A 14,454-nucleotide genomic window follows, 5' to 3' on the forward strand; every position below is an offset into this window, starting at 1 on the left:
ACACCGTAGGCGCGTCCGCCGCCGGACCGCAGTACGGGGTGCGCGAAAAAGACGCGGGACGGGTGGCACCCCGCGCCGTCGAGACGGGTGGTACCCCCGCCGGCAAGACCGAGTGGTACCCCCGCCATCAAGCCGTGTGCCGCCGCCACTTGGGCCCCGTGCGCGCCCACTCCCGCTCCCACTCGGCCAGGCGGCGACGCGCGGCGGTCCGCCGTACGGCGAAGTGCCAGGCGAGTACGACGGCCACGACCCCCGCGGCGGTCGACACGCCCGTTGTCAGCGCGTGTTGCCAGACCGCGCCGGTGCTCACCGGCGGACCGACGTTCCGGCCGCGCGCATCGAGCCAGACGGCGACGCGGTCGCCGCGCTGTCCGCCCGCGCGGACCAGGGCCTCACCGGTCCGGGGCCCCTTGCCCGGCTCGGTCCAGCGCACCTTCACCCGGAACGTGGGCAGCCTGGCACCTTGAGGCGAGGGCACCGCCGCGGGCGCGGTCTCGACGAGTACGGCGCTCACCCGCTGCCGCTCGGCCCGCTGAGCCGCCGCCCGTGCCTGTGCGCTGTCGTACCGCCACCACCCCACAGCGGCTCCGGTCAGCGGCGCACCGACGAACAACAGCACGGCGACGGCCAGTACCGTCCACGCCTCGACGACGTCCGAGCGGCGGCGCAGCGGATTGCGGCGCCAGCGCCAACCGCGTACCCGGGTACGCATCTTCACCTCCTCGCCTCCACGGTCTTGCCCGCGGAGGGCCGAACGGACCCCGTACCGGAACGATTCGGCTCACCCGGCGTGACTGATCCGCGCCTCCTGTGGAACCCGCGAACCACTCCGCGCAGCGAACAGGAGCCACCATGACCTGTGCCCATCCAGCAGCACTCGACGCGCACTGGCGCGTAACCGCCCCCCCGCACGAACGACAGTTGTCCGCGGTCGCACCCCTTGGGAAGGCGGAAGCCATGAGCACCGACACGCGGACGATCACCGTGGGCATCGACGGCTCGCGACCCAGCCTGGACGCGGCCGACTGGGCCGCCCGCGAGGCGCAGCGCCGCCGGCTCCCCCTGCGGCTGCTGCACGCGGGGACCGAACCGGCCGCTTCCGGCGGCGTCTTCGACATCGACGAGATCGACGACATCGACGTTCCCGCCGGGCGCACCCGCGCCGCACTCGACCGGGCCGCCATCGAACTCTCCTACGCCCACCCGGCCTTGGACATCATCGCCCGCCGCACCGCGACACCGGCGGTCCCGGCGCTGCTCGCCGCTGCCGTCGAGGCGGAGTCGCTGGTCCTCGGCTCGCGCGGCCGTACGGGGAGCGCGGGGTTCCCGGTCGGCTCGGTCGCCCTCGGTGTCGCGGCCCGCGCCGACCGCCCGGTCGTCCTGGTGCGCGCGGGTGAACTCCCCGAGGACGAACGGGTGCCCGTGCTCGACGGCTCACCGCCGAGTACGGCGCCCTACCTGCCGGTCGTCCTCGGACTCGATCCGGACGCCTCGGCCGACGATCTGATCGGCTACGCCTTCGACACGGCCGCCGTACGCTCGGCGCCGCTGCACGTGGTGCACCCGTGGACCCTGCCCACCAGCACACTGTGGCCGTGGCGCCACAGGTTCCCCGGGACCACGGTCCGCGAGCACCGTGTCGACGGCGATCCCGGTCCCCGTCTGCTGGAGGCGTCCGCGCGAGCCGGTCTGCTGGTCGTCGGGCGCCGCACGGGCCGGGGCCCGGGTCGCGCCGCGCGGTCGCTGATCCGGCATGCCGGCTGCCCGGTGGCGGTCGTTCCGCACGACTGACCGGGCTCGACGGGTGAGGATGTCTCAGCCGACCGGGTCCGACGGGTGAGGGCGTCTCAGCCGACCGGGCTCGACGGGTGAGGTTGTCTCAGCCGACCGGGTCCGAGGGATGGGGGCGTCTCAGCCGAAGCGTTCGATACGAATGCGGTCCACCGGCTGCCCGGCCTCCACCAGCAGCCGCGAGGCGTGCTCCGCGAACCCGTTGGAGCCGCACACATAGGCCTCCCACCCACCGGGCGGCCGCTCGGCCAGCAGCGGCGCCAGATGCGCCGCCGCGAGCCGTCCCACGGCCATCCCCTCGGGGGCGGTGCGCGTGAAGACGGGCGTGGTCTCGGCGCCGTACTCCCGTGCGTAGATGAGCTCTTCGGGGCCGCGCGCGGAGACGAGCAGCCGCAGCGGCACGTCCAGCGCGCGGGCCCGGTGGTGGCGCAGCATCGACATCAGCGGTACGACACCGGAGCCGGCGCCGACGAGCAGCGCGGGCCGGTCGCCGGGCCAGGCGAAGAACCCGCTGAGCGGGCCGCGCACCTCGACCGAGTCACCGGGCTTCGCCACCGTGTGGAACCAGCCGGAGACCTCGCCGCCCTCGACGTGGTCGAGGGTGAGTTCGATGTGCCCGGCGTCGTCGGGCGGTGACGCGAGGGAGTAGTGACGCTGCGCCACGTACCCGTCCTCGGCGGTCAGCCGCAGCATCAGGTGCTGTCCGGGCAGATGCCCCGTCCACTCCGGCACCGCGAACCGGAAGGTGGCGGTGCCCGGCGTCTCCCGGCGGATCTCGGTGAGCGTGGCGGTCTGCCAGGTGGCGGCGGCCCGGTTGCTCACCGCGATCCGCCCGGGCACGGCGAACCGGGTGGGCGGTACGAACGTGTCGGTCATCGTCTCAGTCACCGGAGTAGCGCTGTTCTTCCCAGGGGTTGCCGCGTGCGTGGTAGCCGTTCTGCTCCCAGAAGCCCGGCTCGTCGTGGTCGAGGAGCCTGAGGCCCGCGATCCACTTGGCGCTCTTCCAGAAGTACAGGTGCGGCACGATCAGCCGCGCCGGGCCGCCGTGTTCGGCGGGCAGCGGCTTCCCCTCGTACTCCCAGACGATCCAGGCACGACCGCCGGTGACGTCGGCGAGCGGGAGGTTCGTGGTGTACCCGGTGTGCGAGTAGGCCACCACGTGGGTGGCGGACGCGTCCGGGCGCACCGTGTCCAGGAACGCGTCCAGGGAGACACCCCCGAAGCGCACCCCGAACTTCGACCAGCTCGTCACACAGTGGATGTCGCCCTCGTACGCCGACGCGGGCAGCGCGTGCGCCTGCTCCCAGGTCCAGGTACGCGGCTCGGCCACCAGCCCGTCGACCCGGAAGGCCCAGTCGGCGGGCGCGAGGTCGGGGGTGACCTCGGCGGACAGGACGGGCCAGTCGTCGCCCGCGTCGTACTGGCCGGGCGGCAGTCCGGCGTTGTCGACGCGGGGGCGCCCGGTGAAGGCTCGGGTGACGTTCATGGCGGTGGTGCCTCCAGGCCGTCGGGTGCGGCGGCCCGCGGATCGAGCGTGATCGGTGCTTACGTATTCAACCGTACGTGTCGGTTCAACCGTACGTGGTCGCGGGCCGTGCTCCACGCCCGGGCGGGACCCCGATCATTGCGACCGTATGAACTCTCCCGGGGCCCGGGAATAGCCGCGCCGTGATCTCCCTTGCCGATAGTGCCGCCCGTGGTGGTGACGGCGGAGGAGAGTGAGGAAGCAGATGCCCAAGGCGTACGTCTTCACCCGGTACGGCGGACCGGAGACCGAGGCCCTGGTGGAGCAGGACCGGCCGAGCCCGGGCCCCGGCCAGGTACTCGTCGCGGTCCGCGCGGCGGGCGTGAACCCCGTCGACTGGAAGCAGCGGACGGGATACGCCCGCCCCGGTGCCGGGGCACGCGAGCTCCCCGCCGTCCTCGGCAACGAGGTCGCGGGCGTCGTCGAGGAGCTCGGTCCCGACGTGACCGGGTTCACCGTGGGGGACGAGGTCTTCGGCAGCCCGATGGCCGGCGGATACGCCGAGTACGCCCTGCTGCCGACCGCAGTCACCGCCCAGAAGCCCGCCGCGCTCTCCTTCACGGACGCGGCGGCCCTGCCCGTCGCCGCGGCGACCGCGTACGACGGGATCCACCAGCTCGGCCTGCCCTCCGGCGCTACCGTGCTGATCACCGGTGCGGGCGGTGGCGTCGGCGTCGCGGCCACGCAGATCGCGCGCGCCCTCGGACTCACCGTGCTCGGTGTCGCGAGCGAGGGCAAGAAGGACTTCGTCGAGGAGCTCGGGGCCGTGCACGTCCCGTCGGGGCCGGATCTGGCCGAGCGGGTGCGGGCCGCCGCGCCGGACGGGGTGGACGCCGTCTTCGACCTGGTCGGGGGCGCGGTGCTGGAAGCCGCGGCGACCTTGCTGGACGACCGTACGAAGCTGATCACCGGCGCCGACCGGGAGACGGTCGCCCGGCTCGGGGGAGGACCCGTCGAGCGCGCCCGCACCGCCGCCGTCCTCGAAGAGGTGGCGCGCCTGGTGGTCGACGGCCGGCTGAGGCCCTTCGTGACGGGGACCTTCCCCCTCGACCGGGCCGCCGAGGCGCTGCGCACGGTCGAGGACGGTCACGCCCGCGGCAAGATCGTGATCGAGGTCGCCCGATGAGTGACCGTCGTATCACGAGCCCCCGTCCGTCGGCCGACGTCACGCACCCGCTGGACAACCCGGCCCTCGCTTCGCTGACCGGCCCGCACGCGCACTTCGCCGAACGCCGGGGACACGTCCTGCGCTATCCCGTCGACGTGTCGCCGTGGCTGGCCCTGCCCGACGACCCGACCGACGACGACTGGGCGGACCTCGCCGCCCTCGTCGGCCCCGGCGGCGAGGCCCCGCTGGCCGGCTTCAACGGGCCTACCCCGGAAGGCTGGGAGGTGACCTTCAGCCTGGACGGCGTCCAGCTCGTCGACGACGGACTCGCCGCGGCGCCGGACGCCGAGGCGGTGCGGCTCGGCCCCGCCGACGTACCCGAGATGCTGGACCTGGTGGAGCGCACCAGGCCCGGCCCCTTCCTGCCACGCACCGTCGAGCTCGGCACCTATCTCGGCATCCGGCGCGGCGGCGCGCTGATCGCCATGACGGGGGAGCGGCTGCACCCGCCGGGCTGGACCGAGATCAGCGCGGTCTGCACCGACCCGGACTTCCGTGGCGAGGGGCTCGCCACCCGCCTGATCCTCGCTGTGGCGCACGGCATCCGCGAACGCGGCGAGACTCCCTTCCTGCACACCGCCGCGAGCAATACCAACGCCATCCGGCTCTACGAGTCCCTGGGCTTCAAGCTGCGCCGCAGCACGCGGTTCATGGCGGCACGGGTTCCGGAGCACCTGACGGACGGCCGGGCCGTGGGGGTCCGTTGACGGCTTCCGAAGGCCTCCGGTGGTGAAACCTCAGCTCCCGGAGGCCTGCGCGGCGGGCGGCGCCCCGGCCGCCGCCGTGTTGTACCGCACCAGATAGGTGGCGAACCGCTCCAGGTCCGCCGCGGGCCAGTCCGCGAGCCGGTCACGGAACGCGATCCGGCGGCTCTCGGTGACCTGGGCGAGGATGTGGGTGCCCGCCTCCGTCAGCTGGAGCACCTGCACCCGGTGGTCCTCGGGGTCGACTCGGCGTTCGATGAGCCCGGCCCGCTCCAACGCCGACACTTGCCGGCTCACCGTGGACTTGTCCAAGGCGTAGTGCGCCGCGAGGTCGGTGGCACGACAGCCGCCGCTCTCCTCCAGATGACCCAGCAGGGTGTACGAGACCAGCGACAGCTCCGGATGCATCCGTCCCGCCGAGGCCCGGGCGCGGCGGGCGAAGGCCGTCATCTCGCGCTGGATGGTCTCGACGGACGCGTCGGCTGCATTCACGGGAGCTCCTTCCTCTCTGGTTGCATAGTACAACTTGGTGGTCCGCGACCGGCGCGAGGCGAGGGAGCGCCTCCATCGCCGTCCGGCCCTTCCTGTAAGGTGACCGTCCTGGCTGCGGACCACCCCAGCCCGGGAGTTGCCGAGGAGGTGAGACCCATTACCGCTGTGTCAGGTCGGGTGCTCTCACCTCAGGACCCTGCGGATCGCCGCCTCTAGGTGACCGCGAGAGCGCCCTTCGGCTCACCGAAAGGCTTCTCGGCTCTCATGCCCCTTCTTTCCGATTCCGTTGTCGCCGCGCTCCGCTCCGCGGGCTGTGTCTTCGCCGAGGACGAGGCGGAGTTGATCCTCTCCACCGCCCGCACCCCGGACGAGGTCACCGCCATGGTGGACCGGCGCGTCTCGGGACTTCCCCTCGAACACGTCCTCGGCTGGGCCCGGTTCCACGGCCTGCGCATCGTCGTCGAGCCGGGCGTCTTCGTACCCCGCCGCCGTACGGAGTTCCTCGTCGACCAGGCCGCGGCCCGCGCGCGCGGCGCCGCCCTCGTGGTGGATCTGTGCTGCGGCTCCGGCGCGGTGGGTGCCGCGCTGGCCGCCGCCCTCGACGGGCCCGAACTGCACGCCGCGGACATCGATCCGGCCGCCGTGCGCTGCGCGCGCCGCAACGTCGCACCCTTCGGCGGGCGCGTCCACCAGGGCGACCTGTTCGAGGCCCTGCCCGACGCCCTGCGCGGCCGCGTCGACGTCCTCACCGCCAACGTGCCGTACGTTCCCACGCACGAGGTCGGCCTGCTGCCGCCGGAAGCCCGCGACCACGAACCGCTCGTCGCCCTCGACGGCGGCGCGGACGGCCTCGACGTCCTGCGCCGCGTCACCGCCGAGGCGCCCCGCTGGCTGGCCCCGGGCGGCTGCCTCCTGGTCGAGACCAGCGAGCGCCAGGCCCCCGCGGCCGTCGAGGCCTTCGCCCGCGGCGGTCTGACCGCCACGCTGGCCGTCTCCGACGAGCTGTACGCGAACGTCGTGATCGGCACCAGGCCGCCGCGGGCGGTCTGACCTGCGAGGCGGGCTCGGCGAGCACCCGGGCTCGCCCGTCGCCACGGAGAGGGGTCGGCCGTCGTCACGGAGCGGGGCCGGCCCTCGGCGAGTGACCTCCGTCATTGTGCAACTAGTTGCATAAGGCGTTGTCCGTCGTCTACAACAGACACACGACACCCCGCACGGAGGTCCCGATGAGCCGTTACCCGCACCTGATGAACCCGCTCGACCTGGGCTTCACCACGCTGCCCAACCGCGTGCTCATGGGCTCCATGCACGTGGGCCTGGAGGAGGCCGAGCGCGGCTTCGAGCGCATGGCGGAGTTCTACGCGACCCGGGCCCGCGGCGGCGTCGGTCTCATCGTCACCGGCGGCATCGCTCCCAACGACGCCGGACGGCCGTACGAAGGCGGCGCGAAGCTGACCACCGAGGCGGAGGCCGAGCAGCACACGGAGATCACCGCCGCGGTGCACCGCGAGGGCGGGAAGATCGCGATGCAGATCCTGCACTTCGGGCGCTACGCCTACCACCAGGACCTGGTCGCCCCGAGCGCCCTGCAGGCCCCGATCAGCCCCTTCCCGCCGCACGCGCTCACCGACGCCGAGGTCGAGCGGACCATCGACGACTACGCCCGCGCCGCCGAGCTCGCACAGCGGGCCGGGTACGACGGCGTCGAGATCATGGGCTCCGAGGGCTATCTGATCAACGAGTTCATCGCCGCTCAGACCAACCGGCGCGAGGACCGCTGGGGCGGCTCGTACGAGAACCGCATGCGCTTCCCCGTCGAGATCGTGCGGCGCGTGCGCGAGGCCGTCGGCGAGAACTTCATCATCATCTACCGGCTCTCCATGCTGGACCTGGTGCCGGGCGGCTCCACCCTGGACGAGGTGATCACGCTCGCCCGGGCCGTCGAGGCGGCCGGAGCGACGATCATCAACACCGGCATCGGCTGGCACGAGGCCCGTATCCCCACCATCGCGACCTCCGTGCCGCGCGGTGCCTACACCTGGGTGACCAAGAAGGTCATGGGCGCGGTCTCCCTCCCCCTGGTGACCACCAACCGCATCAACACCCCCGAACTCGCCGAGCAGTTGCTCGCCGACGGCCACGCCGACATGGTGTCGCTGGCCCGACCGATGCTTGCCGACCCTGACTTCGTGGCCAAGGCGGCGGCCGGGCGGCCGGAGGCCATCAACACCTGCATCGGCTGCAACCAGGCCTGCCTCGACCACACCTTCAGCGGGAAGATCACCTCCTGCCTGGTCAACCCGCGCGCCTGCCACGAGACGGAGCTCGTCCTCGCTCCGACCCGGCTGCGCAAGCGCGTCGCCGTGGTCGGCGCCGGGCCCGCCGGCCTGGCGTGCGCGGTCTCCGCGGCCGAACGCGGCCACGACGTCACCCTGTACGACGCCGCGAGCGAGATCGGCGGCCAGCTCAACGTGGCCCGCAAGGTCCCCGGCAAGCAGGAGTTCGACGAGACGATCCGCTACTTCCGCACCCAGCTCGAACTGCACGGCGTGGACGTCCGGTTGAACACCCGCGTCTCCGCCGAGGACGTCTCCGCCTACGACGAGGTCGTGGTCGCCACCGGCGTCGCCCCGCGCACCCCCGAGATCCCCGGCGTCGACCACCCCAGCGTCCTCGGCTACCTCGACGTCCTGCGCGACGGCGCCCCCGTCGGCGACCGGGTCGCGATCCTCGGCGCCGGCGGCATCGGCTTCGACGTCGCCGAGTACCTGACCGACGGTGGCGACAAGGCGAGCGAGGACCCGGCGACGTACTTCCGCCACTGGGGCGTCGACATGGACTACCAGGCACCCGGCGGCCTCGCCGCACCCGAGCGTCCCACCCCGCCCCGCACGGTCCACCTCCTCCAGCGCAAGGCCTCCAAGGTCGGCGCCGGACTCGGCAAGACCACCGGCTGGATCCACCGCACGGAACTCAAGCACCGAGGGGTCACCATGGTCCCGGGCGTCCAGTACGACCGGATCGACGACGCCGGACTGCACGTCACCGTCGAGGGCCACAGCCAGGTCCTGGAGGTCGACACCGTCGTGCTGTGCACCGGCCAGGAGCCGCGGCGCGATCTGTACGAGGCACTGTCCGCGGCGGGACGCAGCGTGCACCTCATCGGCGGTGCCGACGTGGCCGCCGAACTGGACGCCAAGCGCGCCATCAAGCAGGGCACGGAGCTGGCGGCGGCGCTGTGACCGGCCGAGCCGCGGCCGGAGCGGTCGCGCCCGGGGCCTCGGTCCGGCGTCCCTAGGATGACCCCATGTCACTCCCGCACGCGATCCTCACCGCCCTGCTCGAGAAGCCGTCGTCGGGCCTCGAACTGACCCGGAGGTTCGACAAGTCGATCGGCTACTTCTGGTCGGCGACGCATCAGCAGATCTATCGCGAGCTGGGAAGACTGGAGTCCGAGGGCTATATCCGCGCCCTGCCGTCCGAACAGCCGGCCCGGGGACAGAAGAAGAGCTACGAGGTGCTGCCGGCGGGCCGCGACGAACTGGCCCGCTGGACCTCCTCGTCCCAGGACCCGAAGCCCATGCGGGACACGATGCTGTTGCGGTTGCGCGCCTCGGCCGTCGTCGGCACCGCGGGCATCGCGATGGACCTGCGTCGCCATCTCGACCTGCACCAAAGGCAGTTGGCCGAGTACGAGGAGATTCAGGAGCGCGACTTCCCGCCCGGCAAGGACGCTCCCCAGGACCGGCTGCGGCACCTGGTGCTGCGGGCCGGGATCGACCTGGAGACCTTCTGGACCCAGTGGCTGACGCATGCGCTGGACGAGTTCGAGCACCTCGACGAGCAGTAGGGGCCGCCGCCCCCTCGACCGGAGTCGGCCGTCCAACGGACCGGAGTCGGACGGACGGCCGCCGGTGCTACGGGCGCCGGGATCAGAGCCGGTGGGGCTTGGCCCGGCGGCGCAGGTACCAGGCGGTTGCCACGACGCCCGACCCCACCAGCGCGCCGCCGCCCACCAGCGTGGCGGTCCTGTAGTCCTTGGTGGACCCGCCGAGACCGCCCAACACGCCGAGCGGCGGCGAGGAGGGCGAGGAGGGCAAGGTGGTCGAGGAGATCTTGGGGGTCTTGGTGACCTTGGGGACCGCGCTGGTCGAGACGATGACGGACTGTGTACCGGCCGTCGTCCCGTCCTGGCAGACCACGACGACGGTATAGGTGCCGGCGCTGACGTTGGACCAGACCGCCGACTGAGTGGCGCTCGTTCCGGACAACGGCATCTGGCGGCCTTGGGAGAAGTTCACCTGCCCATTGGCGAGCAGCGAGGCGCCGCCGAAACTGCTGCCGTTGCTCGGGCAGGAATTGGTGGTGACCGAGACGCTGGACCCGCTGGTGCTCACCGAGATCCCCGAACCGAAGGCGGCGGCCGACGGAGCGGTCAGGGTGAGCGGAAGCGCAGCGACGGCGGCCACGGTCAGGCCGGAGCGGAGAGATATCTGAGAAGTACGCATAGGACTGCCCTCCAGCGGCACGGTTGGCGGTACATCCCATGCGCCGCCGAGGATTGGAAAGGCCCGTGCTGCCTCAGGGAGAGCCAATGCGCCTCCGGCTCGGGGCGCACGTGGACGGGGACCGGGCAGGTGACGAATTCGTTCGTCCGGCGGATGAATCCCCGCGGTTCGCTGGTGATTCTGTCTGGGCGGATGGCGGATGGCGGATGGCGGATGGCGGATGGGGGATGGCGGATGACGATATCTGTCGTCTGTCATCTGGCACCTGTCATCCGTCAGCCGCTATCTGCTGTCCGTCATCACCACGTGCGGCCCGCCTGAAGCAGCCGCTCTCGCACAACCGCCACATGCGGGTTGTCCGACGCGCCCGGCCGCTGGGTGAGGTACCCGGTGTTGATGGGCGGCTCCTCGGGGGACAGCAGGGGCACCAGGGCACCGGAGGCCAGCGCGTCGAGGCACAGATACCGGGGGAGCACGGTGATCCCGGCGCCCGCGACCACCGCGGCCAGTACGCCCCGCAGGTCGGGCACCGTGATGGACGCCTGGCCGGTCAGCCGTACGCCGAACACGTGCCGCCAGTAGCGCCGGGCGATGGGCAGATCCTCGGCGTACGTCACCAGGGGTGCCCCGTGCAGCGCGGCGGGTCCCTCGGCCGCCACTCGGGCCGGGTCGATGCGCTCGGCCCACGACGGGGCGGCGACGAGCACGAACTCCTCGTCCATCAGCGGCACGGCGGTCAGAGTGCGACCGCGCGGCCTGGTCGTGGCGATGACCAGGTCGAAGCGGCCGCCGCGCAGCCCGTCCAGCAGCTCGTCGGTGAGGCCGGGAGTGACGCGCAGACGTACGTCCTGTGCGGTCAGCGGCGCCAGCGCGGGCAGGACGCGTGTGCACAGCAGCTCTGCCGGGCCCGCCAGGTGCACCGGGTCCGGCGGCTGGTCGGCGCCGGCGCCGCGGCGGTCCGCGACCGCCGCGAGCGCGTCCAGGGGCGCGGCGACCTCCGCGGCGAGTTCGTCCGCCATCGACGTGGGCACCACGCCCCGTGGCTGCCGTTCGAACAGCTCCCGTCCCAGTTGCTCCTCCAGTGACCGCATCTGCGTCGTCACCGTCGGCTGGGACAGACCGAGCAGCCGCGCGGCCGCCGTGAACGATCCCGCGCGGTGCACGGCGAGGAAGGTGCGCAGCAGGGAGATGTCCAGGGGAGCCGTCGAGGCATCGGGTTCGCTATGGGGCACGGGGGTGAGCCTACGGTTCGCCTATCTCGGGGTGGTGCCGGCGTTCCCACCCGTGGCGGCGCCCGTCGTCACCGTCCGCTCCGCCGAGAACCCGCCCCAGGTGCCGTCCGGCAGCTTCGCCCTGATCCGCACCCGGTACGCGACCCCGGCGTCCCGTCCCACGTAGAAGCTGTAGGTGGCCCTGCCGCTGGGCGGTGTGCCGCCCCAGACGAGGGAGGTCGCCTGTCGGCCGTCCAGGTCGATCCGATACTCCGTGATCACCCCGTCCGTCCGCGGCGGCAGCCAGGACAGGTCGAGGTAGTACGCCCCGTCCGTGCGGTGGGAAGTCGCGCGGAACCCGGTCGGCGCGGTGCCGCGGCCGTCGTCCGCGCCCGGCGCGGTGGTGAGCCGGACGGCGGCGCTCGCGGGGGAGAGGTTGTCCGCCGCGTCGCGGGCTCGCACGGTGAAGGCGTACGCGGTGCCGGGTCTCAGCCCGGTGACGACGGTCGCCGTCTGTCCACCGCCCACGCTGTGGATCTTCGAGCCGCCCTGGTAGACGTCGTACGAGACCACGCCCCGGGCGTCCGTCGACGCCGACCACTCCAGTTGGGCCGCCCGGCTCCCGACGGCCCTGCCGCGCGGGAGCCCGGGGCGGGTCGGGGGCGTGCGGTCGGCGGCGGCCGCGACCGGTGTGGTGGCGCGCACCGGCTCGCTGGGGGGTCCGGGGTTCCCGTCGGCGTTCACGGCGCGGACCGTGAAGACGTACTTCGTGGACGGGGCCAGTCGGGTGACGTCCACCATGTGTTCCTCGCCGGGGACCCGCTCGACCCGTGTGGTGCCGCGGTACACCTCGTAGCCGGTGACCTTCACGTCCCCGGAGACGCGGTTCCACATGACGTGCACGCTGGTCGCGCTGCCCGCCGTCGCGGTGACCCCCATCGGGGCCGGGGGCAGCCGCTCGCCCCCGGCGTCGGCGCCCGCACCTCCTCCGCACGCGGTGAGGACGAGCAGCGAGCCGCAGATCAATCCTAGGGAAACGCGTCGCACCGGCCTGCCTTCCCTCGACGGGATTGGTCTGTACCTATAAGACACGGCTGACGCGGCCACATCAAGGGGGCGGTGGCCGTTCGTCGGGCCGTCCTCGGGCTACGTATGCTGATGCCTGACGCGGTGTGAACTCACCCTCTCGACAGGGGAGTTCGCGCCCACGGTGCGGACCGCTGTCGTCGCTGATGCCGCGCCGGCGAGGGCGGTCGAGAAGCCCGGGTCCACCACGGCTCGGGCTCTCGGCCGCAATGCACCCGCCGAATCCGCCGTGTGCCCGCGGAATCCGCCGTGCCGCCGTCGGGCCCGCCGTGCACCGTCCGGCCCCTTCCCAGTGGACGCATCGTCAGAAACGCGCCAAGTTTTGCTAAATGACCGTCAATGTCCCCCAGGAGAGGGTCTTTTATCGTGCGTGTTCAGTCGCTGACCCTGGCCGCGGCCGGCGTGGCCCTGCTCGCTCCCGCCCCGTTTCCGGCCGCCCGTCCGAGTGCGCCCGTGGCGGCGCGGGAGGGGAATGTGCGCGCCGCCGATCTGCTCGCCAAGGTCCGTGACTGCGTGCCCGTGTCGAAGGGGCGCTATCGCTCCGACGCGGGCAGCCGCGCCGAGATTCGCGTCTGCGGCACGCGGGGCGCGGTGTTCTGGAAGGCGGACATGGACATCGACTGCGACGGCCGCCCCGGTCTCCTGTGCAACGGGCGGACCGACCCGCTCTTCTCCGGGGCCACCTCGTATCAGCAGTCCGACGGGCGGTACCTGAGCGCCGAGACCCTCCCGTACGTCGTGGTGCCCACGCCCAGTGGCATCTGGGACCACCGCGTCCACGGCATCCGAGGGGGCTCGGTGGTCGCGGTGATCTACCAGGACCGGGTCCAGTACGCGGTGGTCGGCGACACCGGACCGCACGAAATCATCGGCGAGGCCTCGTACGCCACCGCCAAGGCGCTCGGCATCCGCCCCGACCCGCACCGCGGCGGGACGAGTTCGGGGGTCACCTACATCGCTTTCAAGAACTCTCGGGTGTCGCCCATCGAGGATCACGCGGCAGCCGTGACGGCGGGTGAGCGACTGGCCCGGGAGTTCGTGCGCGGCGGCTGAGCGGCCGCGGTGTCGGTTCCTTCAGGCGCTCGAGGGCGTCAGCGGCGCTCGAGGACGTCAGACCGCCGACCAGCCGTTGTCGACGGGCAGGATCGCGCCGTTGATGTTGCTCGCCGCGTCGGAGGCGAGGAACAGGATGGCGGCGGCCTGCTCCTCGGCCTCGGCCGCGGTGCCCACATTGCCCATGTACGAGGCGAGGATCTGCGGGCCGAGGGCGTCGCGGTCGGCGTCCACGGTGATGGCGGTCTTCGTGCCGCCGGGGGCGATGGCGTTGGCCCGGATGCCCTTGTCGCGGTACGTCACGGCGAGGGACTTGGTGAGGCCCGCGATGCCGTGCTTCGAGGCGGTGTACGCGGCGCCCGCGGCGCTGCCGCGCAGGCTCGCCTCGGAGGCGGTGTTCACGATGGCGCCCTTGCCCGCCTCCAGCATGTGCGGGAGCACCGCCCGGGTGAGCAGGAAGGGAGCGGTGAGGTTGACCCGGATGACCCGCTCCCACTCCGCGTCGCCGACCTCACCGGCTGCCGACATGCGGTCCATGATCCCGGCGTTGTTGACGAGTACGTCCACCCCGCCGAACTGCTCCACGGCGGTCGCGGTCACCCGGTCGACCACGGCCTGCTCGCTCAGGTCGCCCGTCACGGCCACGGCGGTGCCACCGGCCGCCGCTATCTCCTCGACGACCTTCTCGGCGCCCTCGACGTTGAGGTCGGCCACCAGGACCCGGGCGCCCTCCGCGGCGAAGGCCAGGGCGGTGGCCCGCCCGATTCCGGAGCCCGCTCCGGTGACGATGACGCTGCGGCCGGCCAGTCCAGTGGTGCTCATGACGTGCTCCCAGAAGTGCGTGCGTGGTGCGACGAGGTCGTCGCGCCACACAGTACGACTTAATGTCTCTCAATGACATAAAGTCCGGGGCTGT

Annotated in this window: 15 protein-coding genes; 7 read left to right on the forward strand and 8 right to left on the reverse strand. The window is 72.5% G+C overall.

The window, feature by feature from the left end:
• Positions 1-127 precede the first annotated feature (127 nt).
• A complete protein-coding gene (locus ACZ7M3_RS02720) occupies positions 128-712 on the reverse strand; it encodes an Rv1733c family protein (RefSeq protein ID WP_472060113.1) in 585 nt (194 codons plus the stop codon).
• A gap of 245 nt (positions 713-957) precedes the next feature.
• On the opposite strand from ACZ7M3_RS02720, the gene ACZ7M3_RS02725 reads away from it, so the two are divergent.
• The gene (locus ACZ7M3_RS02725; protein WP_472060115.1) at positions 958-1,791 is read left to right on the forward strand and encodes a universal stress protein; all 834 of its coding nucleotides are present in this window, start codon (positions 958-960) and stop codon (positions 1,789-1,791) included.
• 120 nt (positions 1,792-1,911) lie between these two features.
• On the opposite strand, the gene ACZ7M3_RS02730 is transcribed toward ACZ7M3_RS02725, so the two are convergent.
• Together ACZ7M3_RS02730 and ACZ7M3_RS02735 are read right to left on the reverse strand one after the other, a co-directional pair.
• Complete coding sequence (locus ACZ7M3_RS02730; protein ID WP_472060117.1) at positions 1,912-2,667, reverse strand: ferredoxin reductase; 756 nt, start codon at positions 2,665-2,667, stop codon at positions 1,912-1,914.
• Positions 2,668-2,671: 4 nt separating this feature from the next.
• Complete coding sequence (locus tag ACZ7M3_RS02735; protein ID WP_472060119.1) at positions 2,672-3,277, reverse strand: sulfite oxidase-like oxidoreductase; 606 nt, start codon at positions 3,275-3,277, stop codon at positions 2,672-2,674.
• A 244-nt stretch (positions 3,278-3,521) separates the two neighbouring features.
• Between ACZ7M3_RS02735 and ACZ7M3_RS02740 the strand changes: the two genes are divergently transcribed.
• Together ACZ7M3_RS02740 and ACZ7M3_RS02745 are read left to right on the forward strand one after the other, a co-directional pair.
• The gene (locus ACZ7M3_RS02740) at positions 3,522-4,442 is read left to right on the forward strand and encodes an NADP-dependent oxidoreductase (protein ID WP_472061006.1); all 921 of its coding nucleotides are present in this window, start codon (positions 3,522-3,524) and stop codon (positions 4,440-4,442) included.
• Positions 4,439-5,191, forward strand: coding sequence for a GNAT family N-acetyltransferase (locus ACZ7M3_RS02745; RefSeq protein WP_472060121.1), 753 nt, complete (start codon positions 4,439-4,441; stop codon positions 5,189-5,191). The genes ACZ7M3_RS02740 and ACZ7M3_RS02745 overlap by 4 nt, the downstream gene beginning before the upstream one ends.
• 30 nt (positions 5,192-5,221) lie before the next feature.
• Here the strand turns inward: ACZ7M3_RS02745 and ACZ7M3_RS02750 are convergent, their stop codons facing one another.
• Entirely contained in the window at positions 5,222-5,638 is a 417-nt protein-coding gene (locus ACZ7M3_RS02750; protein WP_472061007.1) for a MarR family winged helix-turn-helix transcriptional regulator, read from the reverse strand.
• A gap of 306 nt (positions 5,639-5,944) precedes the next feature.
• On the opposite strand from ACZ7M3_RS02750, the gene ACZ7M3_RS02755 reads away from it, so the two are divergent.
• The 3 genes from ACZ7M3_RS02755 (at position 5,945) to ACZ7M3_RS02765 (ending at position 9,530) form a co-directional block, all read left to right on the forward strand.
• Entirely contained in the window at positions 5,945-6,730 is a 786-nt protein-coding gene (locus tag ACZ7M3_RS02755) for a putative protein N(5)-glutamine methyltransferase (RefSeq protein ID WP_472060123.1), read from the forward strand.
• Positions 6,731-6,906: 176 nt separating this feature from the next.
• A complete protein-coding gene (locus ACZ7M3_RS02760; RefSeq protein WP_472060125.1) occupies positions 6,907-8,922 on the forward strand; it encodes an NADPH-dependent 2,4-dienoyl-CoA reductase in 2,016 nt (671 codons plus the stop codon).
• A 65-nt stretch (positions 8,923-8,987) separates the two neighbouring features.
• Positions 8,988-9,530, forward strand: a complete 543-nt coding sequence (locus tag ACZ7M3_RS02765) for a PadR family transcriptional regulator (RefSeq protein WP_452975704.1) — start codon at positions 8,988-8,990, stop codon at positions 9,528-9,530.
• 82 nt (positions 9,531-9,612) lie between these two features.
• Here the strand turns inward: ACZ7M3_RS02765 and ACZ7M3_RS02770 are convergent, their stop codons facing one another.
• From ACZ7M3_RS02770 to ACZ7M3_RS02780, 3 genes are all read right to left on the reverse strand, one after another.
• Complete coding sequence (locus ACZ7M3_RS02770; protein ID WP_472060127.1) at positions 9,613-10,188, reverse strand: hypothetical protein; 576 nt, start codon at positions 10,186-10,188, stop codon at positions 9,613-9,615.
• A gap of 299 nt (positions 10,189-10,487) precedes the next feature.
• Complete coding sequence (locus tag ACZ7M3_RS02775) at positions 10,488-11,420, reverse strand: LysR family transcriptional regulator (RefSeq protein WP_472060129.1); 933 nt, start codon at positions 11,418-11,420, stop codon at positions 10,488-10,490.
• Between the two features lie 21 nt (positions 11,421-11,441).
• Positions 11,442-12,446: a fibronectin type III domain-containing protein gene (locus ACZ7M3_RS02780; protein ID WP_472060131.1), complete on the reverse strand. Its 1,005-nt coding sequence runs from the start codon at positions 12,444-12,446 to the stop codon at positions 11,442-11,444.
• Between the two features lie 405 nt (positions 12,447-12,851).
• Between ACZ7M3_RS02780 and ACZ7M3_RS02785 the strand changes: the two genes are divergently transcribed.
• A complete protein-coding gene (locus ACZ7M3_RS02785; protein WP_472060132.1) occupies positions 12,852-13,538 on the forward strand; it encodes a glycoside hydrolase family 75 protein in 687 nt (228 codons plus the stop codon).
• 57 nt (positions 13,539-13,595) lie between these two features.
• Here the strand turns inward: ACZ7M3_RS02785 and ACZ7M3_RS02790 are convergent, their stop codons facing one another.
• A complete protein-coding gene (locus ACZ7M3_RS02790; RefSeq protein ID WP_472060134.1) occupies positions 13,596-14,360 on the reverse strand; it encodes an SDR family NAD(P)-dependent oxidoreductase in 765 nt (254 codons plus the stop codon).
• Positions 14,361-14,454: the final 94 nt, after the last annotated feature.

This window comes from Streptomyces sp. NPDC111656, assembly GCF_055656965.1.

Excerpts from the sequence above, each read along its gene's own strand:
- ACZ7M3_RS02750 (WP_472061007.1), bottom strand. The coding sequence starts at position 5,638 with ATGACGGCCTTCGCCCGCCGCGCCCGGGCCTCGGCGGGACGGATGCAT.
- ACZ7M3_RS02725 (WP_472060115.1), top strand. The coding sequence starts at position 958 with ATGAGCACCGACACGCGGACGATCACCGTGGGCATCGACGGCTCGCGA.
- ACZ7M3_RS02740 (WP_472061006.1), top strand. The coding sequence starts at position 3,522 with ATGCCCAAGGCGTACGTCTTCACCCGGTACGGCGGACCGGAGACCGAG.
- ACZ7M3_RS02745 (WP_472060121.1), top strand. The coding sequence starts at position 4,439 with ATGAGTGACCGTCGTATCACGAGCCCCCGTCCGTCGGCCGACGTCACG.
- ACZ7M3_RS02790 (WP_472060134.1), bottom strand. The coding sequence starts at position 14,360 with ATGAGCACCACTGGACTGGCCGGCCGCAGCGTCATCGTCACCGGAGCG.
- ACZ7M3_RS02755 (WP_472060123.1), top strand. The coding sequence starts at position 5,945 with ATGCCCCTTCTTTCCGATTCCGTTGTCGCCGCGCTCCGCTCCGCGGGC.
- ACZ7M3_RS02730 (WP_472060117.1), bottom strand. The coding sequence starts at position 2,667 with ATGACCGACACGTTCGTACCGCCCACCCGGTTCGCCGTGCCCGGGCGG.
- ACZ7M3_RS02770 (WP_472060127.1), bottom strand. The coding sequence starts at position 10,188 with ATGCGTACTTCTCAGATATCTCTCCGCTCCGGCCTGACCGTGGCCGCC.
- ACZ7M3_RS02735 (WP_472060119.1), bottom strand. The coding sequence starts at position 3,277 with ATGAACGTCACCCGAGCCTTCACCGGGCGCCCCCGCGTCGACAACGCC.
- ACZ7M3_RS02720 (WP_472060113.1), bottom strand. The coding sequence starts at position 712 with ATGCGTACCCGGGTACGCGGTTGGCGCTGGCGCCGCAATCCGCTGCGC.
- ACZ7M3_RS02765 (WP_452975704.1), top strand. The coding sequence starts at position 8,988 with ATGTCACTCCCGCACGCGATCCTCACCGCCCTGCTCGAGAAGCCGTCG.
- ACZ7M3_RS02760 (WP_472060125.1), top strand. The coding sequence starts at position 6,907 with ATGAGCCGTTACCCGCACCTGATGAACCCGCTCGACCTGGGCTTCACC.